This is a genomic window from Emcibacter sp. (assembly GCF_963675455.1).
Classification (GTDB): domain Bacteria; phylum Pseudomonadota; class Alphaproteobacteria; order Sphingomonadales; family Emcibacteraceae; genus Emcibacter.
Window position 1 is genome coordinate 2,291,764 of record NZ_OY776217.1, and the last position, 25,413, is coordinate 2,317,176.

The following is a 25,413-nucleotide window of genomic DNA, read 5'->3' on the forward strand; positions in this document are numbered from 1 at the left end:
ATGGGAAAAGGTTTCCGTCATGAAACCAGGCCGGTTTCAAAAGTTTGCCGGCCTCTGAAGTCGCGTTGAGTATCTGGCTTTTTCCGCCAGATACTCCTCGACGAAATGAAGCCGGTCATTGCCCCACCACATCTGATCATCAATGATCACGACGGGAACGCCAAACACGCCGCGTTCAACTGCGTCATTAAACAGATTTTCATATTTTTCATCCGCGTCGCCGGAACCGATATAGGCCAGAAACTCCTCTGGATCCCAGTTCAGTTTGCGCGCGATATCACTTAACAGTTCGTCGCTTGTCATATCGCCACCATGTCCCCAGACAGCATCGTAGGATTCCCGAACATAGTCCCGGGCATCATCACGTTCAATTGCGTAAAAAACCCCTCTGTTGAGCCGGCTGGAGTCCATGTTCTTGGGGATCGCACCAAAGGGCAGATTATAGCGCGTTGCCCAGCGTTTGAGATCCGTCATCAGGTAACGGATCTTCGGCGGGATCTGCATGTTGGCCGGGCCGGTGTTGCCAGCTGCAACCTTGGCTCGTTTCAGATCAATCGGCAGATAGTTAACTGCGCAGTTATATTTGTCGGCAATCTCCGTCAGGCGATGAAAGGCCAGATAGGCGTAGGGACTATAGATATCAAAATAGAAGTCTATGGTTTTCACGCTGCAATCTCCATGAAGCCGCAGCCAGTGACCCATTGTGGTATTGGCTGATATTCAATCAGTTTTCCGCGTCCGCCTTCGACAAAACCAAGGGCTACCACCCAGTTCTTGATTTCCAGGCCACCGTTGCCGGACTGTGTGATAATTTCCTCGTCACTGAGGCCGACAAGTTTGTCAACATCACCTTTTTCGACGGCGTCTATGATCATCCTGTCCCATTCGACGTTGACCCTGCCCATATCGGGCATGCCGACCCAGTGGCTAATGCCGCCGGTACCGAAAATGGCAACACGCTCAGCACCGCTCCAGGACTTTACAGCCTGGCGCATGGATTGACCAATCTCCACACAACGCTTGTTCGAAATCAGGGGTTCCACACCGGAATTGATCAACACGGGGATTGCCTTGATTTGCGGCTTGTCCAGAAAACACATATGAGCTGGCTGGGTCGTGGAATGATCAAGTGTAATGCTTTTGGCAACAGCCCAGTCCACGCCATTATCAAAGCCATACTGCATGATATGCCGGGCAAGGGGTTGATTGATGGGAATCGGTTTTTGGGGGAGACCGACCCACGGTTCAACCGGACCGGAGGCTTCACCGGTAACGATAAGACAGCGCGGAAGGCAATGTGGCCCAAATACGGTATAATGATCATCGCCCACTACAATAACGGTGTCGACTTCCAACTCTTCCAGGCGTTTTCCGATATGAGCATACGCGTTGTGAACCGCCTCCGCCTGTTCCTTGGGAGCGCCGGTCGGGTTTGCCGTGATGAGGGGGTCATGAGGAAGAAGGAAGCCACCTATGATTTCTGCCATTTATTTATCTCCAGATAAAGTTCTATACTACTGTGACGGCGCATTCAGGCTGCCAAGATACTCGGGAAGGGACTCGAAGCCGCCGGAAACTGAAACCCAGAACAGCATCAGCAGCATGTGGCTGTGTCCCTGGTCTGCAAGTGCCTTGACGTTTCTGTCCTTCATGAATCGTTTTTCCTCTTCGCTCATTCCATATTGAGAGAGAAAGGCGTCGGGATCGGCAAGATATTGCTGAATCCTGTCCGGGCCGCTCGTAATATCCCAGAGTGCGCGTTCACTCGCTATTTGTGTCATGGGAAACCTCCAATGCAAATTCCTGTTAGGTTGACCTGAAATCTATTCTCCATCTCAGGATGAATATTTCTTGTGCAGGGCCGCAGCTCTGCGGCCGGATTCGTGTGCGCCCTCCAGATAGTCTTCGGGCACGATGTGGTAGGGCGGGCGGGTTGGTCCGGCGACCATCCAGCCAGCTGCATTCATACGTTCTTTTTCCAGTATGATATTATACATTGAAAAATCCTTGAAGCTGCCGTTGGGGAACAAGGTGGACAGGGCGTGACCGATTTCGCCCGCCATGACCTTTGCCTCACTCCAGTCGCCGGACTGTTTTGCATCGGCCACCACATCGCGGAAACGGGTGACAGTGGCCGGGCCACAGACGGCGCTGTTTGACCAAAAGGCGGTACAGAAGTCGGGCTCCATCCGCGCCGCGCCGTAATAGGCGGCCTCAATGGGCAGGAATCTTATCTGACCGCGAGAGGCCGCAATGTCCTGCAGTAGCCTGTCCATGCTGCCGTATTTACTGGTCACAACCTGGGGGATTGAGGCGACCTGCGCCCAGAAGGATGTCGGGAAATCGAATTTGAAGGCTTCCTTGTTGTCATAGACGCAGATTGCCATATCGGGACAGGCTTCGGCCACGTCCTTGTAATATTGAACTGCAGTTTCAACGCTGGGGGCGCACCACATTGGAACACCCAGCATGGTGCCGTCCGCACCCAGATCAGAAGCAGCTTTTGTCTGGCGAATGGTTTCGCGAGTGTTTAGTGCAGTTGTGCCGACAAATACCGGCACTCTTCCCGCGGCAGCCTCCACGAGTGTAGCCATGAATTCATATTTTTCTTCCCACGTCAGGGTCGCGCATTCGCCCAGCGTTCCCATGGCAAGAATACCGTTGACGCCGCCCTCGATAAGGCCGTTTACGACCCGGGCAGTTTCATCCAGGTCCACCGTATCCTCGGCGCGCCAGTCTGTCGACCCGGGTTTTGCCGGGGTTGGCATGATTGCCCATGCACCGACGATGTCATCAACGGTGAGCAGAGATTTTGATTTGGCCATTGTGTAGTCCTATTCCAAATTATTAAAGGCGTTTAACTGTGTGCGGGAGTTAAACACTCCCACAAAATAAAAATTATTAATCCGGTGAATAATCCGACTGCACCATAGCTCGTCGACACAGGTTGAATCTTTACCAGGAATACTAACATCCTAGCAGGTTAGAATTATGAGATCAACAGGATTATGTTACTGCGGCGAGGCCGGAGTTTGCAGAACTGACAAAATAAGACTGCTGATCTTGGGCCGGAGCGGAAGTTCAAATGCCGGGCAGGCTTCTGGCGCAGGAATAACGGAACAAGGGGCAAAGGCAACAAAACTCCCGGCCCGGGAAGGCCAAAGGAGTTTCGATCCGTCCGAAAAATTTAAGAACTAGAGAGGATTACATATTGGCATGCTGCACTTGAGCCCGTTGGGGCTTGCCGCGTACATGTTCCTCCATAAGTTTGCTGGCAGTATCTGCATCGCCGGCGGCGATGGCTTCAACAATCGCAGCTCTTTCCTTGTCTGCTTTTTCCAGCGGTTCGCCGCCTGGTATGTTCATGGAGTTGCTGTTGAAAAGAAAGAACTCGGACATGCGGAAATATTTTGTTGCGCGCTCCGCTTCAAATCTGGAATGGGAAAGCTGATAGATCTGCTGATGAAAGTCAGCAACCAGGTCGACGAATGTCTCGTTGATTGTTTCGCCTTTCTTGGGAGTGTGAAGCTGGATCTGTTGCTGCAGGAGGCGAAGCATGCCGAGACCTTTTTCGTCATGCCGTTCTGCAGCCATTGCGGCAAAGGCTCCTTCTACTCGCCCAAAGACGAAGAAAAAATCCTTGATCTCGGAGGGTGTAGGGGAAATGACTTTGCAGCCGACCTGAGGGGTAATGATCAGATAGCCTTCCGCCCGAAGATAATTCATGGCTGCCATAACCGGTGCACGGCTGGCGCCGAATTCCTTGACAAGATCATTGGCCAGTATCTCGTCGCCAAAGCGATAAAATCCCCGAACCAGGCGTTTTTCTATTTCTTCGCAGATGGCGCGTGTCTTTCCTGACAAAGCCGATGTATGCAAGTTCCGCAATCTGGTGACCTTTCTTATTTTTAATTTGTCAGACATCTAACTCATTTTTGCGCAGTTTATCAAGACTGTGAATGCTTTATCCATAATGTGCGGCCGGGGGGACTAATGCGATTGTTGCAAAATTGCCGCTGGCGTGTTCTGTATGTGCTGGTCCTGCGCTGACTTAAAATTATGAGTCCGGTTTTCCCCGGAATGGCTGATTAATGTTTCTTTCTTTAGTGAGACTTAGTGAGTGTATCATACATTTATAAAGCTAGAATTCTAGAATTATTTTGATTCAGTCCTTTACATACATGCTAGAATGTTACATAATGAGTCCATCGGCTTTACAGAAAGAAAATTTTGATTTATCGGCCGGAAGCTCTGAGTTTACCGGTCAAGATCGAGAAAGTTTTTGCCTGAAAAAGTACTGAGAAAGTTATGGTGGGGGATATAGGGTTTGTAATTCGATGGAGAGTAATCTAATGCCGGAAGGCCTTATTGAACGCGCGAGGGCGATGAAACCTCAGTTGAGAGAGCGTGCTGCCGAAGTTGAGCAGGCGCGCGTTGTTGGACAGGAAACAATCTCCGAATTTCGCGAGGCGGGATTCTTCAAGATTCTGCAGCCGAAAGCTTACGGTGGTTATGAAATGCCGCCTGAAGTGTTGGCGGAAGTAATCTATGAAGTGGCCTCGGCCTGCGGTTCAAGCGGCTGGACTCTTGCCGTTCTCGCCTTGCATCAGTGGGAAGTTCAGCTTCTTCCGGACGAGGCGATTGAAGAGATTTGGGGTGAAGATAATAATATACTACTGTCTTCTGCCTATGCGCCGACCGGTGAAGTAAAGCCGACGGAAGGCGGTTTTCTTCTCACGGGTGAGTGGCCTTATTCAAGTGGTTGCGATCATGCGCATTGGGCTATAGTAGGGGGTGTGCGACCCCCCCGGGCTGAAGGGGAGGAACCTACCCTGTGTGGATTTTTTGTGCCCCGGTCCGAATATGAAATTATTGACGACTGGAAGACGATGGGCCTGGCCGGCACCGGAAGCAAACGGCTTCGTATGGAGAATGTATTTGTCCCGGAAAGCCGCCATCATGCGATTTTTGGAGCCGCTCCGCCGCCGCCGGACCATGTGAGTGCGATTTACAAAATCCCGTTCGGTCTGGTTTTTGGCGAAATGCTGGCGGCTGCTTCTCATGGTATGGCCCGGGGTATCCTGGATCAGTATATCGACCGTAACAAGTCTCGGCTTGCGGCGCTGGACCGTGCGAAATACTCGGAAAATCCGGATGTGCATCGCTATATTGCGGAGACCGAGTATGTGATCCGTGCGGCACGGGCTCTCAGTCATAATAACCAGCAGGCTGCTTTCCAGGCGGCAAGCGAGGGACGAGAACAGCCAGCCATCGATAAAGTACGTCATCTCTGGGAACTGGCCAAATCGGTTCATTCCTGTACCGAAGTCATATCCAGACTGTATTCCATCAGCGGCGCCCATACGATCTTTGAGGGGGACTCGCTGCAGAGGGCCTTTCGCGATCTGCATAGCGCGACAACGCATATGGCCTTTAACTTTAATGGATATGCGCGCAACTATGGCGGCATGCATATGGGCCATCCCAACACTTTGAACCTTATATAGAATTTTGCTCCCTGAATCTTTGGGTACAGGGGACGTCTGCATCAAATTAAGTAACATTCTAGAATGAAAATAACGGGCGCCATGCGCCGGATGAAACGCGAAGGACCGCGTCGAATAGGAGAAACCAATGAAAGTATTATCTTTCCAGCAGTTACCATATCGGCATCTGCCTGATGATTTTGCGGAAAAATACAACTCTGTTGTGACCACGCCGTATTTTGATCTGGTGGATTCGGAGCTTATGCACCAGGATCATGTCCATTTTCTTGACGAGATGCTGCATGCGGCACGATGCGGGTTCGACGGCATCGGCCTGACCGAACATAGTCAGGCTTCTTATGACGTCCTGCCCAACCCGAATCTGCAGCTTGCAGCACTGGCCTATGCCACCCAGTCTGAAGGCCTGGATACAGCTTTGGCTTGCCTGGGACGCGCTCTTGGTAAGTCCAAAGAGCCACTCCGTATCGCAGAAGAATATGCCGTTCTTGACCAGATCAGCGGCGGCCGTCTGATTGCCGGATTCCCGATTTCTCTCAGCTATGATTCAAACCAGAACCAGGGTATCCCGCCGATAGAAACACGGGCCCGATTCGCCGAAAATATTGCGCTGATCGACAAGGCGCATAAAGAGAAGGAACCCTTTGCCTGGAATGGTCGTTTTAACAAACATCCCCATGTGAATATCTGGCCGCGGCCGGTACAGCCGAACCTGCCGGTATGGTCGCCGGCGGTGGGTAATCCACACACCCTCGGCGGTATTCTCGATCGCAACCAGGTGTTCCTGTATCTGAGCTGGTTCGGTCCGAAACTTACGGGCCGGGTATTCCAGCGCTATTGGGACCTGGCCGAGGAACGCGGCCGTGACCGTAACCCCTATCGTCTGGCCTTCCTGCAATGTGTTGCTGTCGGTGAAACCGATGAGGAGGCTCACCGCGAGTATGGACCGCACGTCAAGGCGGGATTCAACACCGGTTTGGGCTGTATTCCACCCACCAGTCTCGGTATTCCAGGGTATATGGACATTCGCGGCGTAGAGGCCATTACCAAGGATCCCGGCGATTTCGGTATTTTTCCGAAGATGCGCACCGCAACATATGAAGAGATTGTTGATTCCCAGGCCTGTATTGTCGGCAGCGTGGACACGGTTACCGAACAGCTCCTCGAACTGGTCAAACAAAACCGCATCGGCAACCTTCTGCTTATGACGCAGCACGGATCAATGCCGACCGAACTGACCAAAAAAAATATCAGCCTGCTTGCAGAAAAAGTGATGCCCAGATTGCGTGAAGAATGGGCAAAGACCTTCGGAGACCAGAATTGGGAAAACCATTGGTGGCCGACAGGTCTTTCCAAATAACAGGCAGCTGCAGATACAAATTCGGAGTTATACGAAATGAGCAACAACACAAATATCAAGGGGCCTGAAAAGGACGAAACCGTAAGCGTCTGGAATGACAAAATCAATATGCGTGTGCGTATTGCAGGCAGCGGCCCGGCGCTGATTTATTTTCATCCGGCGGCCGGTCTGTACTGGGACGAATTCCTCGACCGGCTGGCGCAGGACTATACTGTTTATGCGCCGGAAGTGCCCGGAACGACCCCGGGCGATCCTTACAGTATTCACAAGGTGGACAGCTATACCGACCTGCTTCTGATGTATGAAGAGTTGGTTCGGAAGCTTGATCTGACCGGCGCCATTGCCGTCGGACAATCCATGGGCGGCATGATTGCCTGTGATCTTGCCTCTTATTTTCCGACACTGTTCAGCCGGCTGATCGGTTTGGCGCCATGTGGACTGTGGCGCGATGACGCCGCACCTGGACTGGCTGACCTATATGCGGCAGCACCGGACAAGATTCCCGGGTTCCTGTTCAAGGATCCTTCGTTGCCGGGTGCTCAGGCCATGTTTACACCACCGGAGAACCCTGCCGATATACCGATGTTTGTGGCGCAAAGTGTCTGGAACCTGGGGTGTGCGGGTAAATTCCTGTGGCCTTTCCCCGATACCGGTCTGAGAAGCCGACTGCACCGTATCACCATCCCCGCACTGATACTCTGGGGACGGGAAGACCGTGTGATGCCGTCAGTCTATGCGGAGGACTTCGGCTCAGGCATCAGCAATTGTCAAGTGCGGGTCTACGAAGACTGCGGGCACATCCTGCAGATGGAAAAACTTGACGACGCGCTGGCTGACGTCAGGAACTTTATTTCCTAAACTATTGAACAGGGCTCACGTGGCGCTGCATTCAGCAAAAGCCATGTGAGCGCCAGAAGAGATCATCATGCAGAAACCAGCAATTAATTCTATGGAATTCCGGCGTGCGCTCGGCGCTTTCACAACCGGTGTCACCGTCATTACGGCGCGCAGTGCCGATGGTGAACCTGTGGGCGTCACCGCAAACAGTTTTAGTTCCGTATCACTTGAGCCGCCACTTGTCCTGTGGAGTCTGGCCAAAACCGCCTTCAGTCTGCCCGTCTACACGGATGCAGAATATTTTACCATTCATATTCTTGCCGAAAATCAACAGGCCCTGTCCAACCGCTTTGCCTCGCGCGGGGAAGATAAATTTGCCGACCTGGATGTTGACGATGGCTTGGGAAAAACGCCGTTGCTTGATGGTTGTTGTGCAAGGATGCAGTGCAAAACCGTTTATCAATATGAAGGCGGCGATCATATCATTTTTGTTGGCGAGGTGCTTGACCTTGCTTGTAACGATGTACCGCCTCTCGTTTTCCAGGCTGGCAAGTACGTATCGGTTAGCAGTCTGTAAAGCCGATGAGACCCTGCGGATTCCTTTCAGACGGGCCGGGTTTGTTGATGACTTTCCGGGGTAGATGTTTTGGCGGGTCATTTTCAGTCCGAACTATGCAGGCAGGGTAGCCTATTTGCCGCGATCAGGATTAATCTGGCGTCTTCGTGCTTGAAGTCGGCATTGTATCTGATCTGGTTATTTCTCCCACGTCCAGAACCGGCGAGGCATCCAGGCTTTCTGCATCCATTAACCGGGCGACCCGCTGCAGGGCAGCCAGAATAAAATTCTGCTCCCATTCATCCAGGTGACTGAAGTGGGTGCTGAGTTTGTCCTGAAGGGCTGGCGGCGCCTTGATCAGGGTTGTTCGGCCCTTGTCGGTCAGGCGCACAAAAACTTTGCGTTTATCCACCGTATCCCGTTCCCGATAGACCATGTCGGCCTTGGCCAGTCGATCGACGATGGTGGTAATGGTGGCCTGGGTCAGATTCATTTCCTGGGCCAACTGGCCTACCGTTACGTCACCAAGCCCGTGCGCGGCCTGCATAAGCAGTAATTGCGGCAGGGTCAGGCCCGTCTCCCGGGCCATTCTTTTGGAGTGCAGATCGGTTGCCCGAATGATCCGGCGCAGGGCTACCAGCATTTTTTCCTGAGCATCCATACCTGTTGTTACCGTCATACTAGTCTGTGCATCCATACATCGTCGCTTTGTCCATAGGCTGTTTATGCTTTTTACCACATAAACCAATTAATGGTTAAAATATTTACTTAGAAAATAAAAATAAAAAAACTAAGTAAAACAGGGGAATATTAAAATAAGTGAAATAAATACTTGATAAAAACATTTAGGAACACTAAGTGTCTAGACGAAAAATATATTGAAAAACTAAGTAATATTAAAATTAGGATAAAATGACGTCTGAATATCAACTGCGGAAACCGGAACAGAGGGACGCCGTTGCAGTAAATGATCTGATAGGACGTTGCGAGCCGCTGGATCGGAACTCGCTTTACTGCAATTTGCTGCAATGTAGTCATTTCGCCGAAACCTGTGTCCTTGCCGAGGATGACGAGGGTGTTGCCGGCTTTATCTCTGCCTATATGCCGCCACAGACCAACAACAGCATTTTCGTCTGGCAGGTGGCGGTGGATGAACGTGCCCGCGGCGCAGGCTTGGGCAAGAAAATGCTGATGGAAATCTTGACCCGGCCGAGATGCCGGCCGGTAAACTGGCTGCAGACCACCATCACCGATGATAATGCCGCATCCTGGGGACTTTTCTCCTCCCTTGCCCGTGAGCTGAATACACAGATGCAAAAGAAGGAGTTTTTTGACAGGGATCGCGATTTCCAGGGCCGCCATGATAGCGAGTTCCTGGCAGAAATAGGTCCTTTCAGAACCTATTTCATCTGACAAATACACGCAGAAACTATCTTTATTCTTGGATCAGAAAAACTTTAAAGGAGTTAATATGTCCAGCAAAACGGCACTTGCCGTAACCGCCGAAAACACTGATATCTTTGAGGAAATGGAGTCCTCCGTACAAAGCTATGCCCTTTCGTTCCCCACCACATTCGACCGGGCAGAAGGGGCTTATCTGTTCGACCAGAAAGGGAAGAAATATCTGGATTTTCTGGCCGGGGCGGGAACGCTGAATTACGGGCATAATCATCCATTCCTGAAATCACGGTTACTGGACTATATTTCCCGCGACGGGATTACCCATGGCCTGGATATGCACACAGACGCCAAAGAAAACTTTCTCAAGACATTTGATGAAGTCATTCTGGCCCCCCGCAAGATGAATTATGTGGTCCAGTTTACAGGTCCAACCGGTACGAATGCGGTAGAGGCCGCCTTTAAACTGGCACGTAACATCAAGAGACGTCATAATATCATCTCCTTTACCAACGGCTTCCACGGGGTTTCAGTCGGCGCCATGGCGGCAACCGGCAACAGCCATCACCGCAATGCCTCGGGCATTCCGCTGGGCGGCGTGACCTTTATGCCCTATGACGGTTATATGGGTCCGGATGTTGATACAACGGAATATCTGGATAAAATTCTGTCAGATTCCTCAAGCGGCATTGACCATCCCGCCGCCGCAGTTGTGGAAACAGTCCAGGGCGAAGGCGGCCTGAACGTGGCCTCCGCCGACTGGATGCGCAATCTGGAGAAGGTCTGCCGGAAGCACGACATGTTGCTGATTGTCGATGATATCCAGGCTGGCTGCGGCCGGACCGGAAGCTTCTTCAGTTTCGAGGACATGGGCATCGAGCCGGACATCATCACCCTGTCAAAATCCCTTAGTGGGTACGGCCTGCCGTTCGCCGTCACCATATTCAAACCGGAATATGACATGTGGAAGCCAGGCGAGCATAACGGCACCTTCCGGGGCAACAACCACGCCTTTGTCACCGCGACTGCGGCGTTCGAGCATTTCTGGCAGAATGAGCGGTTCGTCAATGATGTCCGGAACAAGGGCAAGCTGCTTGAAGTGGCGCTCAATAAAATTGCCCGCAACTATCCGGACGACGATCTTATGGGTAAGGGCCGGGGCATGATGCGGGGATTGAGCTGCGCCAATGGCGAGGTTGCTTCGAAAATCGTCCGTAAAGCATTTTCCAAGGGTCTGGTGATTGAAACAAGCGGCTCCGAAAGTCAGGTGGTCAAGTGCCTGTGCCCGCTGACCATTACCGAAGACGAACTTCTGGCCGGCCTGTTTACCCTCAGATCCTGTGTCGAGGAAGTACTGGGAACCGGAACGGCCCAAGGCTGACACAATATTTTCCAATCGGGATATCAACGAAAAAATACAGGAATAACGAAATGATCGTCAGACATTTGAATGAAGCAGAGAACAGCGAGCGCAGGGTAGAGGCCGAAACATGGAACAGTGTCCGGCTTCTGCTCAAGGATGACAATATGGGATTTTCCTTCCATATCACCACTATTTATGCAGGGACGGAAACACCGATCTGGTACCAGAACCATCTGGAATCCGTTTTCTGTATGAGCGGAGAGGGCGAGGTGGAGACCTGCGAAGACGGCAAGGTTTACCCGATTACGCCGGGCATGATCTACATCCTCGACAAGAACGACAAACACCTGCTTCGGGCCAAAACGGAAATGAAAATGGCCTGTGTCTTTAACCCGCCTTTGAATGGCAAGGAAACTCATGACAAGAATGGCGTCTATCCGTTGGAGGCTGCCACGCTTGCAGAATAAAGGCAGACTTTAAAGGAGGAATAATGTTATCGGATTTATATCCATCACGTAAAGGGACCGAACCCCAGATACTGCTGCGGCATGATCCTGTGGTCTATACGGACTTGCAGGATGGGTTAGTGCTCACCCGGGAGCAAAAGGAAGATTTTGACCGAAACGGCTTCCTGGTCCTGACAAACTTTTTTTCCGACATTGAAATCAGGCTTTTACAGCGGGAACTCGAGGACCTGCGCTTGAAATCCGAAAATATCCGGCAACACAGGGAAGTAATCTCTGAACCGCAAAGCGGAGATATTCGCTCGATCTTCAGAATTCATAAAAACAGCCGCGTCTTCGAAAAACTCTCGCGGGACGCCCGGCTGGTCAATGTGGCCCGGGACATCCTGGCCGATGATGTATATATTCATCAGTCCCGCCTGAATTATAAACCGGGGTTTGAGGGCCGGGAATTCTACTGGCATTCTGATTTTGAGACCTGGCATGTGGAAGACGGCCTGCCGAACATGCGGGCGATCAGTATTTCCGTGACGCTGACCGAAAATACGCCCCAGAACGGTGCCCTGATGATGATTCCAAGTTCGCACCGGGATTTTATCAGTTGTGTCGGGGAAACACCGGAAGAGCATTACAAGGAATCGCTGAAGAAACAGGAATATGGGGTTCCCGATCATCACAGTCTGGAATATCTCGCCAACAAGGGCGGTATAGAGCAGGTCACGGGTCCAGCCGGAACAGTAGTCATTTTTGACTCCAATATCATGCACGGCTCAAACGGCAATATCACCCCGTACTCCAGAAGCAATGCCTTTTTTGTCTATAACAGCGTGCAAAACAGGATCCGTGCACCGTTCGGGTCCCTGTCACCCCGTCCCGAATTTATCGCCGCACGGAAGGAGATAGAAATCGTTATGCCGGAAGAGAATGCTCTTCTGTCCAGCTCCGCACAAAATTGGCAACAGGCCAGTCGCAGGACGGCAGGATAAAAGCGATACACCGGAATACCTGGAAGGAATGAACATGCATACCGTGGAAAAAATAGGTGGAACTTCCATGAGCCGCCATGAAGATGTGCTCGACAATATTTTTGTCGGCTCCCGCAAGGAAGACGAAATCTACAACCGTATTTTCGTCGTCTCCGCCTATGGCGGAATCACGGACAAGCTTCTGGAGCATAAGAAGAACCGCAAACCCGGTGTCTACAGCCTGTTTTCCGACGGGGAAAATGAATGGGCCTGGGGTGATGCCCTGAGCCGTGTTTCTCATATCATGTGTGAAAAGAACAAAGAAATCTTTGGTGAAACTGAAGAACAGCGGCTGGCCGACAGGTTCGTTATCGAGCGCATTGAAGGCGTGCGTAGCTGCCTGATCGACCTGCATCGCCTGTGTTCCTTCGGCCATTTCCAGCTGCAGGAACACCTGATGACCGTACGGGAGATGCTGAGTGCCCTGGGCGAAGCCCACAGCGCCCACAATACCAGTCTGTTGCTGCAGAAACACGGCGTCAACGCGCGCTTTGTCGACCTGACCGGGTGGCGGGAAAAGGACACGACCCCGCTGGACGAAAAAATACTGGCGCACCTGAAAGGCATCGACCTTTCAACGGAACTGCCGATTATTCCGGGATATGTTCAATGTGCCGAGGGTCTGATGAATACCTATGACCGGGGCTATACGGAGATCACCTTCAGCCGGATTGCGGTTCTGAGCCAGGCTTCAGAAGCTATCATTCACAAGGAATATCATCTCAGCAGCGCCGATCCGAAGATCGTCGGGCTGGACCAGGTTAAGCCCATAGGCCAGACCAATTATGATGTCGCCGACCAGTTGTCCAATCTGGGTATGGAAGCCATTCACCCGCGCGCGGCCAAGGGGCTGCGTCAGTCCGGCATCCCCCTCAGGGTCAAAAATACTTTTGAACCCCATCATGACGGCACGGTGATCTGTACGGATTATGTCAGCGACGAACCCTGTGTGGAGATTGTCGCCGGGCGTCAGGGGATATACGGCATAGAGCTTTTCGACCAGGACATGGTCGGGGTCGGTGGTTACGAGGAAACCATCATGAAGACCCTGAAACGCTTCAAGGTCAAAATGGTCGGGAAAGATATCAATGCCAACACGATTACCACCTATGTTTCCGGCAATCTCAAGGAAGTACGCCGGGTTGTATCGGCGCTGGAGGGTGATTATCCCCAGGCCGAGATTTCCGTACACCGGGTCGCGATGGTTTCAGCGATCGGCAGCGACATGAAGGTAAGCGGCGTATTGCTGAAAGCCGTCAGCGCCCTGGCTGATCAAGGGATTAGCATCCGTGCCATGAGCCAGTCGATCCGCCAGGTGGACATAAATTTCATCCTCGATGAGACTGATTATGAGGCCGCTGTGACCTCGCTTCACAATGTCCTCATCACCGATATCGGCAAAACAAGGACTGAAGCAAATGCTGCATAGAAAAAAACGACAGTCGTTCAGCCTGTATTTTGCAACCTTCGCCCTGGTGCTCCTGTTGCCTGCAATGGGTTGGGCCGAACCTGTGGACAGCCGTGATGTCAACTCCCAACAAAAAGAGAGCGTCGCAGCTGAAAAACAGTTGGCCGAGAAAATCGAGACACTGGATAAACCGCTCTATACACCCTTTATTGAGCGGTTTTTGCTGGATGAGGTAAAAAGCCTCAATCTCCGGCTGGAGCGGCAACGGGCGGAAATCGCTGAAAAAATGGCCTCGAGCCAGTTACGCATTTCCGATCTGGCCATGTCCTATGTGACCGATGCGGTGACCTATTTCTTCTATCTGATTACAGGCATTACCACTCTGATGGTGATTGTCGGCTGGACGTCCCTGCGCGATATCCGGTCCAAAGCCGAAGGCCTGGCCAACAAACGGATCAGCAAGGTGACCGAGGATTATGAATCGCGACTGCAAAATATCGAGGATGAACTGCGGCAGAAATCCCGGCGAATTGCGGAAAATCATGAGGAAATAGAAAAAACAAACGAGATTCATTCATTGTGGCTGAAAGCCTCACAGGAAACGTTGCCCGAGGCTAAAATCTCTGTCTATGACCAGATCCTCATGCAGCGACCCGACGATGTAGAGGCTATGACATACAAGGCTGATGCCGTACTTCAGCTTGATGAACCATTCTGGGCGCTGAGCCTGTGCAACAGGGCTCTGAACTATGATCCCGAGAATGCCAATGCCTATTACCAGCGGGCCGGAGCAAAGACCAGTCTCGGCTATATCGAGGAGGCCCTCGAGGATCTTGAACAGGCCTGTTCCATGTCAGAACCCTATCGGGACGAAGCGACAACAGACCGGGCCTTTGATGACCTGAGGGGCATGGATGAATTCCGTAATATTATCGCAAAAAGCCAGAAGGTCAGGGACGGGGAATGATCACCAGTTTTGTAGTTTTTTTGTTGATGTTTCTCGGCATTGGCATTTTATCGGCCTTTAAAGCCACCGGAAAGAAAAATGACTATTATCTGGCAGGGCGTCATGTGGCGCCGTGGCTTGCCGGACTATCTGCTGTGGCCACAAACAACAGCGGCTTCATGTTCATCGGCGTAATCGGTTTTACCTACAGCACCGGCCTGGCCGCAATCTGGCTGATGGTAGGCTGGATCCTGGGTGATTTTCTCGCCTCTCTGTTTGTTCATAAAAGACTGCGCGAGGTTTCTGCCAGCGTCAACGAGGTCAGTTTTGGTGGAGCGTTGAGCAGATGGGACGGCGGGTTTCAGCCGACGTTCCGGAAAATTGCCGCCCTGATCACCATTATCTTCCTGGGGGCCTATGCGGCGGCACAATTCAAGGCTGGGGGCAAGGCCCTGCACAGTCTTTTGGGCTGGGATCTGCAGACCGGTGCCATTGTCGGCAGCCTGATTGTCGCCGTTTACTGTTTGTCGGGCGGGATCCGGGCCTCGATCTGGACCGATGCGGCCCAGTCTATCGTGATGATTGTGGCGATGGCGTTACTCCTGGTGGTCACAACAGTGCATTTCGGTGGACCCGCCGACGCCTGGGACCAGATGAATGAAATTCCGGGCTTTCTCTCTCTCTACCCCGAGGGCAGTCTGTTTCAGCCGGAATGGTTGTCTTTTGGCTTATTTGTGACCGGCTGGTTGTTTGCCGGTTTGAGTGTCATCGGCCAGCCCCATATCATGGTACGCTTCATGGCGCTGGATAGTCCGGAACATCTGAGCAGGACCCGGGTCTATTATTACGGCTGGTTCACGGTTTTTTACGCCATGGCGACAATGGTTGGGCTATTGTCCCGGCTTTATATCACTGATGCTTCCGGCTTTGATGCGGAACTGGCATTGCCGACCATGGCCATGGAGATGCTGCCACCGGCGCTTGTCGGGCTCGTGCTGGCTGGTATATTTGCCGCCACCATGTCGACAGCAGACTCCCTGATCCTCAGTTGTTCCGCCGCCGTGACCCATGACCTTTTTTCCCATCGGGTGGAAAATATCTGGCTCATCAAATGCGCCACTCTGATCGTCACCCTGCTGGCATTATGGATTGCGCTCACCGATCAGCAAAGCGTCTTTCGCCTGGTGATTGCCGCCTGGTCAGTTTTGGCTTCTGCTTTTGCGCCGCTGCTGATCCTGAAAAGCCTGGGGCGGCGCATTCCGGAACGGCTGGCAATTGCGATGCTGCTGGTCGGTGTTGCAGTGGACCTCTTGTGGATAAGGGCAGGCTGGAATGCCTATATCTATGAAGGCATGCCGGGAATCCTGTCCGGCCTCACTGTCTGGGTATCGGTTACCTGGCTGGGAAGAAAGAGTGCGGTCTCGTACTAGCTTCTGGCTGTCTTCCGCAGTGGTAATTTAAACGCGTATGAAGTGCGCAAAATCTGCGCGTTTTTTCTTCAATTTTATTAAAATACTGGCAAGCTCCGGTGCCTCTCCGGTCACACCAATCTCTGAGCTTGGTTGCAATTTTTCCCTTTATTTTTATCCTGAAAATGAAGAGAAAATATTACCCTACAGGTGGCTCAGGACCAGAACTTCAAGATGTTTATTCCATAACTGGTTGCGGAATGCAGTTCCGACCACAAGGTTTGGGTTCACTTGAAAAGGTGAATATAAAAACTTGTCGTCGGGTATGTTCCTGGGGAAAATTCAGATGATTGTCTGATCTCTCAATTCTTTGATATCGGCCTCGGTATAACCAAGCTGTGTAAGTATCTCGTCGGTTTGTTCACCGAGTTGCGGCGGGCGGGCCTTTATGCCGCCCCGGGTATATGACAATTTAACCGGCAGGTCCGGCACTGGTGCCGGGTGAGGTAATCCCGGGAAGGAAACCTGCTGGAAGATATTCATGGCGCTGACCTGGGGATGATCAAGAGCCTCTTGGGGCGTAAGAACCTTTCCCGCCGGCAGACCTGCTTCTTCCAGTCTGGCAAGAGTCTCCTCAGTTGTCAGATTCCGACACCAGTCAGCCACCACCTCGCAGATCTCGTTGGCATGATCTCCACGACTTTGGTCCGTGGCGTAAGCCGGATTGTCCAGCCAGTCTTCGCGGCCGATAAGCCGGGCCAGTCTTCGGAACAGGCCATTTCCTACTGTATGGACCAGGATGAAACCATCCCCGGTTTCGAAGACGTCTGAAGGGGCGGATGTCTGAACTCGATTGCCGGTGCCGATACGGTTTTTCCCGGTTACTCCCTGTTCAATGAGATGGGAGGCGAAAACACTCATGGCGGTGCCCATCAGGCTTGTATCAACCTGCTGACCCCTGCCGCTGGACTTTTTTTCCATCAATGCGGCAAGAGTACCGAATGCGCCGAGAACGGCGGTAGTGTAATCCACATAGGGCGCTGCTGCCTTGACCGGGTGGCCGGGGGTACCGGTGATATGCATGGCGCCTGACATGGCTTGCCCGATCCCGTCAAACCCGCCTTTTCCCGAATAGGGGCCGGAGGTGCCAAAAGCGGTAACATTGGTCAGTATGATGTCGCTTTTGAGGGCTGTCAGGCTGTCATAGTCCAGCCCAAGTTTATGGAGCGCAGCGGGGGGCATGCTGCAGACGACAACATCAGCTGTTTTGACCAGCTCACGGACGATGTTGCGCCCTTCTTCGCTGGACAGGTCAAGTGTCAGGCTTTTCTTGTTGCAGGCTGTTTGAAAAAATACGCCCCCTTCGGTGGGGGCAGGACCATCGGTCAGCGGCGCGATATAGCGGTCTTCCCCGCCTGAGGGCTTTTCTATGCGGATGATCTCTGCGCCGAGATAGCCGAGAAGTGTGGCGCAATAAGGCCCGGCGACGTAGCGTCCGAAATCCAGCACCCGAATGTCGGACAGTAGCCCTGCGCGGGGCTCTCTTTCGGAGGGTTTCTCGTCTGCTGTATTATCGCTGCTCATTGTGTCCCGCTCCGGCTGTCAGTCTGGTATTTTCGTCTGTTCTATGTGTGTGAATAATGTCTACCAGAAAAAAAAGTTTCACGAAATAAAAAATACAGTCAGGATTGTTTTTTTATATGGCAACAGTGATAATCTGTGATAAAAGATCCCCTGAAGTAACTGATCCGGGTGAAATAATATTCCACGTCGCAGATGGAACCCGGCGGTTCGGCAGAATGACTATAAAATAAATACAGGAAAAAATCATGGACTTTCAACTGACAGAAGATCAGGCCAACCTTCAGGAAGCAGCACGGAAGTTTGCCCGTAGCGAGTTGCCGGAAATTGCCCGGCAACTGGAAGAGAACAATACACCTCCGGGACGTGATCTTATCAAGACCTATGCCAGTATGGGATTTCTGGGGATGAATGTTCCCGAAAGCTTGGGGGGTATGGGACTTGGCAATGTGGATGCCCTGATTGTTCTGGAAGAGTTTGCCAAGATCTCCTCCGCTGTAGCGTTTCCGATTTTTGAATCTTGCGTCGGGCCGGTGAAGGCCATCGAACGATTTGCGCCTGCTTCACTGGTGGAGAAGGTAGTGCCGGCAGTTTGTGCGGGTAAACTGGTTGTCGCTGTGTCCATGTCTGAACCGGAAGCCGGCTCAGCTCTGACGGATTTAAAAACCCGCGGGGAGATCAGAGGGGACAAGGTGGTGCTCAACGGGACAAAAAGATGGTGTTCCGGTGGCGGGCATGCGGATGGATATGTGGTCTATTGCCGTCTTTCCGATGAACCGGGCGCAAAAGGCATTGGCGCGGTGTATGTGGAAAAAGAGGCGGAAGGTCTGTCCTTTGGCGCCAATGAAGAATTGATGGGGTTTCGAGGCATACCATCGTCAGATATCTATCTGGATGATGTGGCTATGCCCCTAGATCATATTATCGTTCCGGCAGGCGGGTTTGGGAAACTGATGGCGGCCTTTGACCTGGAACGGTGCGGTAATGCTACCATGGCGTTGGGGCAGGGGTCTGGTGCCCTGGAGGATGTCCTTGACTATGTTCAGGAGCGCCACCAGTTCGGTAAACCGCTGGTGGATTTTCAGGCTGTACAAATGAAGCTGGCGGATATGAAAATGAAAACCGATGCTGCCCGCTTGCTAATTCACCGTGCGGCGTCCAATGCGGAAAATAATCTGCCCAGTATCCTCGATTCATCGCTTGGCAAATGTTTCGCCAACCAGATTGCCCGGGAAGTCGCTGGCGATGCCATGCAGTTGATGGGGGCTTACGGCTATTCCAAGGAATATAATATGGAACGACGTCTCAGGGACAGCTGGGGCTGGGGTATTGCCGGCGGAGCCATTGATATCCAGAAGATAAATATTGCCAGTGCTATGGTCGGCCGAAGGTTTGATCAGCGTCGTTGATGGTTGTTAGCCGACAGGCGTATCCAGCAGAACCTCAATCATATTGTTGGTGATGCGTATCTCGTAGGCACAGATCGGGGTAAACGCAGGTTTTCCGAGCACACTGCCGTCCCGCATGTCAAAGGATGCGCCATGCAGCGGGCAGATCAGGCGGTGTTTGCGCATCTTGCCCCCTTCCAGCGCGGCAATGGCATGGGAACAAAGGTTTTCAACGGCATAAAACTCCCCGTCTTTGGTGTGACAGATCAGAATGCTTTTTCCGGCCACATCAAACGCTTTGTTTGTACCTTGTTCAATTGCCGATATCTGGGCAACCTGAACGAAGTTCTTTTGATTTTCGTTCATATCCTGAGGCATTGTTTTTCCCTGTTTATCTGTTTTGTCTGTTGCAAGGGGAGCATATTTGCATAAATATAACAAACAGGACAGAATGTTTTTTATTTAAGAGGAAAATTATGAAGACGTGCATGATACTCGGGGCGGGTCCTGGCCTTGGACAGGCTCTTGCGAACTGTTTTTGCAGGGAAGGATTTCATGTGTTTCTTGTCGCGAGAGACAAGGGGCGTCTCGATGATCAGGTAGAGGCCCTTTCCCGAAAGGGGTATACCGCAAGTTCAATTGTATGCGACCTGACCAAGCCGGAACAGTTAGTGCAAATGTGCACCCGGTTTATGGAGAAGCACGAGGCACCTGACATTCTTGTTTATAACGCCTTCAGACGGCTGGCTGGGACGGCGCCGGACATGGAACTGGACGATACCATCAATGTATTTAACGTCAATGTCTGGGGAGCTGTGCGAACTGTGCAGTTCTTTTATCCTGGGATGAAAAAGCGCGGGCACGGCACCATTCTTGTGACAGGTGGTGGCGCAGCAATTGATCTCTGGCCAGAGCTTGTGCCACTGGGGATGTCAAAGGCGGCCTTGCGCAATTATTGCCTAAATCTTGCCGAGACGGCAATCAAGGACGGCGTACATGTGGCCACTGTCACGATCTGCGGGCATATCCGGGCCGGAGGCCGGTATGACCCCGGGGAGATAGCTGAGGTTTATCTTTCCCTACACCGGCAAACTCCGGACTTCTGGCAGGGGGAATATCTTTTTAAATAAAAAACAAACAAGACTGTTTTTATTTTTTTCAGGGTATGATATGAAGATATCCAGACTCGACGGGGAGTGATCGGTTCGCCCGGACTTTCCCGAAATTAGGGAGCTTGAGCATAATGAAAGTGAAAAGAGTGACTCCTGATGAAAGTCCTTTCACACCAGTGGATAAAGCTCCGGAACCCGAGCTTGGGACCGGAATAATTGCCAAGGAAAGATATACTTCTGCTGAGTTTATGCAGCAGGAGTGGGATCAAATGTGGTCCAAAGTCTGGCTGATGGCCGGGCGCGAAGACGACATCCCCGAACCAGGTGACTATATTGCCTGTGAAATGGGGCGGGAGCCCGTTCTTGTTGTTCGCCAGCAGGATGGCAGTGTCAGGGCCTTTTATAATGTCTGCCAGCATCGTGGAAACCAGCTTCGGGATACCGGAATTGGCAATGCGGACAGTTTCATGTGTGCCTATCATCATTGGGATTTTCATCTGGATGGCACCATAAAGGATATTCCCGACCTGGAGACCTTCCCGCAGGGCGCACCCTGCAGCGGCCTTACGGAACTGCCCTGCGATGTCTGGGGGAGCTGGGTCTGGTATAGCCTGGACCCGGATGTGGAACCTCTTCGAGACTATCTTAATGTGATTCCACAGCATCTTGATCCCTATAATTTCGACAAAATGGTCATGACCAGGGATCTTACAGTTGTCTGGGAGTGTAACTGGAAGGCAGCCGTGGATGCTTTCAACGAAACCTATCATGTGCAGGGTATCCATCCACAACTTCTTTGGCATCTCAATGATCAGGATGTGCAGATTGACTGCTATGATAAACACAGCCGCTATATGGTGCCTTTTGGCACGCTGAGCCCGCGTGTCAATCAGCGACCGCCGGAAATTCCCGCAGGGATCAAGGAAATGATGATCGAGGCCGGTATGGATCCGGCAGACTATGACGGCCGGGTTCTGGACATAAGGCTGGATATTCAGAAGTTTATGCGCGAGAACGGGGAAAGTCAGGGTAAGGATTTTTCGAGACTAAATGATGACCAACTGACAGATGATTATCATTATTTCATATTTCCAAACATCACCATGAATATCCATGCCACCAGCGTGATGTTGTTCCGCCAGCGACCTCATGAAACCGATCCTAACAAGATGTATTTTGATATTCAGACCTATGTTCTGCCGGGCAAGGATGACGAAGTTCCCGAACGGCCTGAGCATGCCACATATAATTTTGGGGATAAATCCTGCGGACTGGTGATTGACCAGGATGCCCATAATCTTCCCGGCGTGCAGAAAGGAATGAATTCCAAGGGTTACAGGGGATTGTGGTTGTCTGATCAGGAGCTGAGGATCCGGCATTTTCACAAGACAATTGATGATTATATCTACGGTCCGGGCAAAAAGCCTTCCGGGGCGCTGTAGGAACAGGGAGTACAGGGTATATGTCTTTGACACAGGACGATTTGAAGCGGGCCTATCGGCAGATGGTTACCATCCGCATGTTCGAGGAACGATTGCATGATGAAATCCCCAGGGGTGAAATTGCCGGCTTTACTCATTTATATGCCGGGCAGGAAGCCGTCGCGGTGGGCGTTTGCGAGCATCTGACCGACAGTGACTATATCATCAGTACTCACCGCGGGCATGGTCATTGCCTGGCAAAGGGGTGCGATGTGAAGGGCATGATGAAGGAAATTTACGGCCGTGCCGGGGGGATTTGCAACGGCAAGGGCGGATCCATGCATATCGCCGATCTTGAAAAGGGAATGCTGGGCGCTAACGGGATTGTAGGCGGCGGGCCACCCATCGCAGTGGGGGCTGCTATTGCGGCCAAGCTTGAGGAACAGGGACATATAGCTGTTGCTTTCGGGGGGGACGGTAGTTGTAACCAGGGTACTGTCTTCGAGGCGATGAACATGGCGGTTGTGCTTGATGTTCCAGTTGTCTTTGTCTTTGAGAATAATGGATATTCCGAGCACACCGGCTTTGACTATTCGGTGGGCAGCAAGGATATAGCCAGCCGTTGTGCCGCTTTTGGCATGAGGGCGGAAAAGGGAGATGGAAGCGACTTCTTTGCCGTGCATGAACTGATGGGGGATATTTTCGATCATGTCAGGAACGGAAAGGGCCCGGCGGCAGTGGAGCTGCGCACCACGAGATATTATGGGCATTTCGAGGGAGATCCGATGAACTACCGGGCAGACGGAGAGGTGGAAGAGCACCGCAAGAGCATGAACTGCCTGATAAATTTCCGCAACCATGTTCTGGACAGGAAGCTGCTGAAAGCCAGCGACCTCGACAAGATTGAGAAAGAAGTTGCGGGCCTGATTAACGAGGCTGTGGACGAAGCCAGGGCTGCGCCGCCACCAGCGCCGGAAACTCTCATGACCGATGTATATATTACTTACGAGGGGGGACTCTGACATGCCGATTATGACATATCGTGATGCCCTGAATGATGCGCTGCATCTGGAAATGGCCCGTGATCGCAATGTGATTGTTCTTGGTGAAGATGTTTCCGGTGGTGCTGGCGGCACGTCCGGCAAACGGGAGGCATCGGGGGGTATTTTCGGCGTCACAAACGGTCTCTTACCCAAATTCGGTGAGGGCAGGGTGCTGGATACCCCTATTTCAGAATCCGCTATCATTGGCGCAGCGAACGGAGCTGCACTTGCCGGCAAGCGTCCGGTCGCTGAAATCATGTTTGCCGATTTTATCGGGGTTTGTATGGATCAGCTTGTCAACCAGGCGGCGAAGTTTCGCTATATGTTCGGCGGAAAAAGCCGCACGCCGATAGTGGTGCGCATGACCATGGGGGCGGGCATGAACTGTGCCGCGCAGCATAGCCAGACATTTTATCCCATGATTACTGCGGTGCCGGGACTGAAGTGTGTGATTCCTTCCACGCCGGCCGACGCCAAGGGGTTGCTGATGACAGCGATCCGTGACGATGACCCGGTGGTCTTTTTTGAACACAAGAGCCTCTATGGCACCAAGGGGGAAGTGCCTGAAGGTGAGTATCTGGTTCCTTTCGGCAAAGCCTCTCTTGTGCGTCAGGGGGATGATGCAACCGTGGTGACCGTGGGTCGTATGGTGCGCTTTTCCGAAAAGGCTGCTGACGGTCTGCAAAAGGATGGTATCGGCATTGATTTGATAGATTTGCGGACCACGTCGCCGCTGGATGAGGAAGCGATCCTCGACAGTGTGGAAAAGACCGGTCGGGTTGTGATTGTCGATGAAAGTCCGCCACGCTGTGGGCTGGCGGCAGACATTGCATCAATTGTGGCCCGCAAGGCGTTCAGTTCTCTGAAGGCCCCTATTGAAACGGTCACCGCCCCCCATACGCCTGTACCCTACGCCCGGGAGCTTGAACGTGCCTATGTGCCGTCTCCTGCCGACATTGCAGCGGCTGTCAAAAGAACCCTGGAGTATCGCTGATGTCAGCCGGGCTTGAAGCTGTGACAATTCCCAAATGGGGCATCGAGATGTCGGAAGGCACCGTGGCCGAATGGCTGAAAGGTGAAGATGAAGACTTCTCCAAGGGTGATAGTCTGGTTGTTATTGAAACAGACAAAATTGCCAATGAACTGGAGGCCACACGGGAGGCCCGGATATGTCGCATTCTGGCGGAACCAGGGGATGTCCTGCCGGTTGGCGCATTGATCGCTGTGACCGCCTCCGGGCCAGCGACGAAAGAAGAAATTGAAGGCTTTATTGCCGCTTATCAGCCGGTGGATGCCTCGTTTGAACCTGCTGACACTGAGGAAAATGACGCCGTCAAGGAAGAAAAGACGGAAGACGCCGACCTGCAGGAAAGTGCACCGGCAGTAGAGGAAAGCTACGAGGTCCCGGCCGGCCTGTCGGTCAGTCCCGCGGCGCTGGAGAAGGCACGTCTCAACCGGCTGGACTTGATGCTAGTTGTGGCGACGGGGCGTCAAGGACGTGTCCTGCTTCAGGACGTGGAGCAATATCTGAAAAAAAACAACGAGACTGTCCCGACAGATAAAAATACAGGGCATCCGGTAACCCTGGCCAATATTTCTCCCATGGCACGTCTTCTTGCTGAGGAACTGGAAATTGATGTGATGGCGCTGACCGGTTCCGGTCGCAGAGGACGGATAACTTTCCAGGATGTTGAACAGGCAGCACGCAGACAGGGCGTTGACCCGACGAACGAGGCGGTAGCGGAAAGCCTTTCAGTGCGGTCAAGTCCTCTTGCGCGGCGCCTTGCTGAAAGATTGGGCATCGATCTTGCAAAAATCAAGGGCACTGGCGGTCGCGGGAAAATTCTGAAAGAGGATGTGATTGCCAGTGGTGGATCGGCCAGTATTCCGGTAGATATCAGAGGCAACAACCCTTGTCACAGTGAAAAGCTCTCCGGTATGCGGCGCACAATTGCCAGTCGGCTTATGGAGGCCAAACAGACGGTGCCCCATTTCTATCTGACTATGGATGTGACGATGGATACTCTGATGATGGTTCGTCGGCAGCTTAATGAACGGCCGGGAGCAGGCGTCCGTGTCAGTGTGAATGATCTGATTATCCGGGCTGTGGCCCTGGCGCTAAAGGATGTGCCGGGGGCTAATGCCGCCTTTGGCGGGGATGTCATAAATTATTACGAACGTGCCGATATTTCAGTGGCTGTGGCTTTGAATGATGGTTTGCTGACACCCGTGATCCGTGGTGCGGATATTAAGTCTGTGGAGCAGATTGCCACAGAAATGAAAGATCTGGTGACGCGGGCGAGAAACGGCGGACTAATGCCGGAAGATTATCAGGGCGGGAGCTTCAGCATCTCCAATTTGGGAATGTATGGTATTCGCAATTTTGACGCCATTATCAATCCGCCTCAGGGTGGCATTCTGGCGGTTGGTGAAACCTGTCACAGACAGGTTTACGAGAATGGAGCCGGAGTCTGGAAACAGCAGATGACGGTTACCCTGTCCTGTGACCACCGGGTCATTGACGGGGCCATTGGCGCACAATTTCTGAACGCCTTCCGGCATCGGATAGAAAATGCCGTGCAGCTTGTGGTGTAGTTA

At 52.3% G+C, this 25,413-nt stretch carries 25 protein-coding genes; 17 read left to right on the forward strand and 8 right to left on the reverse strand.

All coding sequences use genetic code 11. The annotated features are described in order from the left end of the window. Nucleotides 1–36 precede the first annotated feature (36 nt). From ACORNT_RS10620 to ACORNT_RS10640, 5 genes are all read right to left on the reverse strand, one after another. Nucleotides 37–666 carry a 2-hydroxychromene-2-carboxylate isomerase gene (locus tag ACORNT_RS10620; protein WP_321390258.1) on the reverse strand — a complete coding sequence of 210 codons (630 nt, stop codon included), beginning with the start codon at nucleotides 664–666 and terminating at the stop codon, nucleotides 37–39. Then, nucleotides 663–1,487, reverse strand: a complete 825-nt coding sequence (locus ACORNT_RS10625; protein WP_321390260.1) for a hypothetical protein — start codon at nucleotides 1,485–1,487, stop codon at nucleotides 663–665. The genes ACORNT_RS10620 and ACORNT_RS10625 overlap by 4 nt, the downstream gene beginning before the upstream one ends. A gap of 27 nt (nucleotides 1,488–1,514) precedes the next feature. Then, entirely contained in the window at nucleotides 1,515–1,781 is a 267-nt protein-coding gene (locus ACORNT_RS10630) for a hypothetical protein (protein WP_321390263.1), read from the reverse strand. A gap of 54 nt (nucleotides 1,782–1,835) precedes the next feature. Next, complete coding sequence (locus ACORNT_RS10635) at nucleotides 1,836–2,825, reverse strand: dihydrodipicolinate synthase family protein (RefSeq protein WP_321390266.1); 990 nt, start codon at nucleotides 2,823–2,825, stop codon at nucleotides 1,836–1,838. Between the two features lie 379 nt (nucleotides 2,826–3,204). Further along, nucleotides 3,205–3,888: a GntR family transcriptional regulator gene (locus ACORNT_RS10640; RefSeq protein ID WP_321390269.1), complete on the reverse strand. Its 684-nt coding sequence runs from the start codon at nucleotides 3,886–3,888 to the stop codon at nucleotides 3,205–3,207. Nucleotides 3,889–4,337: 449 nt separating this feature from the next. Here ACORNT_RS10640 and ACORNT_RS10645 point away from each other — a divergent pair, with 449 nt between their 5' ends. The 4 genes from ACORNT_RS10645 to ACORNT_RS10660 all read left to right on the forward strand — a co-directional run bounded on the left by ACORNT_RS10645 (nucleotide 4,338) and on the right by ACORNT_RS10660 (nucleotide 8,278). Continuing rightward, a complete protein-coding gene (locus ACORNT_RS10645; protein ID WP_321390272.1) occupies nucleotides 4,338–5,507 on the forward strand; it encodes an acyl-CoA dehydrogenase family protein in 1,170 nt (389 codons plus the stop codon). Between the two features lie 127 nt (nucleotides 5,508–5,634). Further along, nucleotides 5,635–6,864, forward strand: coding sequence for an LLM class flavin-dependent oxidoreductase (locus ACORNT_RS10650; RefSeq protein WP_321390275.1), 1,230 nt, complete (start codon nucleotides 5,635–5,637; stop codon nucleotides 6,862–6,864). A gap of 36 nt (nucleotides 6,865–6,900) precedes the next feature. Further along, a complete protein-coding gene (locus ACORNT_RS10655) occupies nucleotides 6,901–7,722 on the forward strand; it encodes an alpha/beta hydrolase (protein WP_321390278.1) in 822 nt (273 codons plus the stop codon). Nucleotides 7,723–7,789: 67 nt separating this feature from the next. After that, nucleotides 7,790–8,278, forward strand: a complete 489-nt coding sequence (locus ACORNT_RS10660) for a flavin reductase family protein (RefSeq protein WP_321390280.1) — start codon at nucleotides 7,790–7,792, stop codon at nucleotides 8,276–8,278. A gap of 130 nt (nucleotides 8,279–8,408) precedes the next feature. On the opposite strand, the gene ACORNT_RS10665 is transcribed toward ACORNT_RS10660, so the two are convergent. Continuing rightward, nucleotides 8,409–8,936 carry a MarR family winged helix-turn-helix transcriptional regulator gene (locus ACORNT_RS10665; RefSeq protein WP_321390284.1) on the reverse strand — a complete coding sequence of 176 codons (528 nt, stop codon included), beginning with the start codon at nucleotides 8,934–8,936 and terminating at the stop codon, nucleotides 8,409–8,411. Nucleotides 8,937–9,169: 233 nt separating this feature from the next. Here ACORNT_RS10665 and ectA point away from each other — a divergent pair, with 233 nt between their 5' ends. From ectA to ACORNT_RS10700, 7 genes are read left to right on the forward strand one after another with little or no spacing between them, the layout of a single operon-like run. Then, a complete protein-coding gene (ectA, locus tag ACORNT_RS10670; RefSeq protein WP_321390286.1) occupies nucleotides 9,170–9,670 on the forward strand; it encodes a diaminobutyrate acetyltransferase in 501 nt (166 codons plus the stop codon). 58 nt (nucleotides 9,671–9,728) lie between these two features. After that, on the forward strand, nucleotides 9,729–11,036 hold the full coding sequence (gene ectB / locus ACORNT_RS10675) for a diaminobutyrate--2-oxoglutarate transaminase (RefSeq protein ID WP_321390289.1): 1,308 nt from the start codon (nucleotides 9,729–9,731) through the stop codon (nucleotides 11,034–11,036). A gap of 50 nt (nucleotides 11,037–11,086) precedes the next feature. After that, nucleotides 11,087–11,485: an ectoine synthase gene (locus ACORNT_RS10680; RefSeq protein ID WP_321390292.1), complete on the forward strand. Its 399-nt coding sequence runs from the start codon at nucleotides 11,087–11,089 to the stop codon at nucleotides 11,483–11,485. Nucleotides 11,486–11,508: 23 nt separating this feature from the next. Further along, nucleotides 11,509–12,468 carry an ectoine hydroxylase gene (thpD, locus tag ACORNT_RS10685; RefSeq protein WP_321390295.1) on the forward strand — a complete coding sequence of 320 codons (960 nt, stop codon included), beginning with the start codon at nucleotides 11,509–11,511 and terminating at the stop codon, nucleotides 12,466–12,468. 28 nt (nucleotides 12,469–12,496) lie between these two features. Continuing rightward, nucleotides 12,497–13,936, forward strand: coding sequence for an aspartate kinase (locus ACORNT_RS10690; protein ID WP_321390298.1), 1,440 nt, complete (start codon nucleotides 12,497–12,499; stop codon nucleotides 13,934–13,936). After that, nucleotides 13,926–14,882, forward strand: coding sequence for a TPR end-of-group domain-containing protein (locus tag ACORNT_RS10695; protein WP_321390301.1), 957 nt, complete (start codon nucleotides 13,926–13,928; stop codon nucleotides 14,880–14,882). The genes ACORNT_RS10690 and ACORNT_RS10695 overlap by 11 nt, the downstream gene beginning before the upstream one ends. Continuing rightward, a complete protein-coding gene (locus tag ACORNT_RS10700) occupies nucleotides 14,879–16,291 on the forward strand; it encodes a sodium/proline symporter (protein WP_321390303.1) in 1,413 nt (470 codons plus the stop codon). The genes ACORNT_RS10695 and ACORNT_RS10700 overlap by 4 nt, the downstream gene beginning before the upstream one ends. A gap of 321 nt (nucleotides 16,292–16,612) precedes the next feature. On the opposite strand, the gene ACORNT_RS10705 is transcribed toward ACORNT_RS10700, so the two are convergent. Further along, entirely contained in the window at nucleotides 16,613–17,854 is a 1,242-nt protein-coding gene (locus ACORNT_RS10705; RefSeq protein WP_321390314.1) for a CoA transferase, read from the reverse strand. 245 nt (nucleotides 17,855–18,099) lie between these two features. Between ACORNT_RS10705 and ACORNT_RS10710 the strand changes: the two genes are divergently transcribed. Next, complete coding sequence (locus ACORNT_RS10710) at nucleotides 18,100–19,260, forward strand: acyl-CoA dehydrogenase family protein (RefSeq protein ID WP_321390317.1); 1,161 nt, start codon at nucleotides 18,100–18,102, stop codon at nucleotides 19,258–19,260. 6 nt (nucleotides 19,261–19,266) lie between these two features. On the opposite strand, the gene ACORNT_RS10715 is transcribed toward ACORNT_RS10710, so the two are convergent. Beyond that, nucleotides 19,267–19,605 (reverse strand): Rieske (2Fe-2S) protein, encoded by a 339-nt coding sequence (locus tag ACORNT_RS10715; RefSeq protein ID WP_321390320.1) that lies wholly within the window; start codon nucleotides 19,603–19,605, stop codon nucleotides 19,267–19,269. A 122-nt stretch (nucleotides 19,606–19,727) separates the two neighbouring features. Between ACORNT_RS10715 and ACORNT_RS10720 the strand changes: the two genes are divergently transcribed. The 5 genes from ACORNT_RS10720 (at nucleotide 19,728) to ACORNT_RS10740 (ending at nucleotide 25,410) form a co-directional block, all read left to right on the forward strand. After that, nucleotides 19,728–20,369 carry an SDR family oxidoreductase gene (locus ACORNT_RS10720; RefSeq protein ID WP_321398075.1) on the forward strand — a complete coding sequence of 214 codons (642 nt, stop codon included), beginning with the start codon at nucleotides 19,728–19,730 and terminating at the stop codon, nucleotides 20,367–20,369. Nucleotides 20,370–20,482: 113 nt separating this feature from the next. Next, nucleotides 20,483–21,793 carry an aromatic ring-hydroxylating dioxygenase subunit alpha gene (locus ACORNT_RS10725; protein ID WP_321390323.1) on the forward strand — a complete coding sequence of 437 codons (1,311 nt, stop codon included), beginning with the start codon at nucleotides 20,483–20,485 and terminating at the stop codon, nucleotides 21,791–21,793. 20 nt (nucleotides 21,794–21,813) lie between these two features. After that, a complete protein-coding gene (locus ACORNT_RS10730) occupies nucleotides 21,814–22,794 on the forward strand; it encodes a thiamine pyrophosphate-dependent dehydrogenase E1 component subunit alpha (protein ID WP_321390325.1) in 981 nt (326 codons plus the stop codon). Between the two features lies 1 nt (nucleotide 22,795). Continuing rightward, on the forward strand, nucleotides 22,796–23,809 hold the full coding sequence (locus ACORNT_RS10735) for an alpha-ketoacid dehydrogenase subunit beta (protein WP_321390328.1): 1,014 nt from the start codon (nucleotides 22,796–22,798) through the stop codon (nucleotides 23,807–23,809). After that, complete coding sequence (locus tag ACORNT_RS10740) at nucleotides 23,809–25,410, forward strand: 2-oxo acid dehydrogenase subunit E2 (RefSeq protein ID WP_321390331.1); 1,602 nt, start codon at nucleotides 23,809–23,811, stop codon at nucleotides 25,408–25,410. Before ACORNT_RS10735 ends, ACORNT_RS10740 begins: the two co-directional genes overlap by 1 nt. The last annotated feature ends 3 nt before the right edge of the window (nucleotides 25,411–25,413 follow it).

Excerpts from the sequence above, each read along its gene's own strand:
- ectB (WP_321390289.1), top strand. The coding sequence starts at position 9,729 with ATGTCCAGCAAAACGGCACTTGCCGTAACCGCCGAAAACACTGATATC.
- thpD (WP_321390295.1), top strand. The coding sequence starts at position 11,509 with ATGTTATCGGATTTATATCCATCACGTAAAGGGACCGAACCCCAGATA.
- ACORNT_RS10695 (WP_321390301.1), top strand. The coding sequence starts at position 13,926 with ATGCTGCATAGAAAAAAACGACAGTCGTTCAGCCTGTATTTTGCAACC.
- ACORNT_RS10665 (WP_321390284.1), bottom strand. The coding sequence starts at position 8,936 with ATGACGGTAACAACAGGTATGGATGCTCAGGAAAAAATGCTGGTAGCC.
- ACORNT_RS10655 (WP_321390278.1), top strand. The coding sequence starts at position 6,901 with ATGAGCAACAACACAAATATCAAGGGGCCTGAAAAGGACGAAACCGTA.
- ACORNT_RS10690 (WP_321390298.1), top strand. The coding sequence starts at position 12,497 with ATGAACATGCATACCGTGGAAAAAATAGGTGGAACTTCCATGAGCCGC.
- ACORNT_RS10625 (WP_321390260.1), bottom strand. The coding sequence starts at position 1,487 with ATGGCAGAAATCATAGGTGGCTTCCTTCTTCCTCATGACCCCCTCATC.
- ACORNT_RS10660 (WP_321390280.1), top strand. The coding sequence starts at position 7,790 with ATGCAGAAACCAGCAATTAATTCTATGGAATTCCGGCGTGCGCTCGGC.
- ACORNT_RS10700 (WP_321390303.1), top strand. The coding sequence starts at position 14,879 with ATGATCACCAGTTTTGTAGTTTTTTTGTTGATGTTTCTCGGCATTGGC.
- ACORNT_RS10720 (WP_321398075.1), top strand. The coding sequence starts at position 19,728 with ATGATACTCGGGGCGGGTCCTGGCCTTGGACAGGCTCTTGCGAACTGT.
- ACORNT_RS10650 (WP_321390275.1), top strand. The coding sequence starts at position 5,635 with ATGAAAGTATTATCTTTCCAGCAGTTACCATATCGGCATCTGCCTGAT.
- ACORNT_RS10710 (WP_321390317.1), top strand. The coding sequence starts at position 18,100 with ATGGACTTTCAACTGACAGAAGATCAGGCCAACCTTCAGGAAGCAGCA.
- ACORNT_RS10705 (WP_321390314.1), bottom strand. The coding sequence starts at position 17,854 with ATGAGCAGCGATAATACAGCAGACGAGAAACCCTCCGAAAGAGAGCCC.
- ACORNT_RS10740 (WP_321390331.1), top strand. The coding sequence starts at position 23,809 with ATGTCAGCCGGGCTTGAAGCTGTGACAATTCCCAAATGGGGCATCGAG.
- ACORNT_RS10680 (WP_321390292.1), top strand. The coding sequence starts at position 11,087 with ATGATCGTCAGACATTTGAATGAAGCAGAGAACAGCGAGCGCAGGGTA.
- ACORNT_RS10730 (WP_321390325.1), top strand. The coding sequence starts at position 21,814 with ATGTCTTTGACACAGGACGATTTGAAGCGGGCCTATCGGCAGATGGTT.
- ectA (WP_321390286.1), top strand. The coding sequence starts at position 9,170 with ATGACGTCTGAATATCAACTGCGGAAACCGGAACAGAGGGACGCCGTT.
- ACORNT_RS10735 (WP_321390328.1), top strand. The coding sequence starts at position 22,796 with ATGCCGATTATGACATATCGTGATGCCCTGAATGATGCGCTGCATCTG.
- ACORNT_RS10635 (WP_321390266.1), bottom strand. The coding sequence starts at position 2,825 with ATGGCCAAATCAAAATCTCTGCTCACCGTTGATGACATCGTCGGTGCA.
- ACORNT_RS10715 (WP_321390320.1), bottom strand. The coding sequence starts at position 19,605 with ATGAACGAAAATCAAAAGAACTTCGTTCAGGTTGCCCAGATATCGGCA.
- ACORNT_RS10630 (WP_321390263.1), bottom strand. The coding sequence starts at position 1,781 with ATGACACAAATAGCGAGTGAACGCGCACTCTGGGATATTACGAGCGGC.
- ACORNT_RS10725 (WP_321390323.1), top strand. The coding sequence starts at position 20,483 with ATGAAAGTGAAAAGAGTGACTCCTGATGAAAGTCCTTTCACACCAGTG.
- ACORNT_RS10645 (WP_321390272.1), top strand. The coding sequence starts at position 4,338 with ATGGAGAGTAATCTAATGCCGGAAGGCCTTATTGAACGCGCGAGGGCG.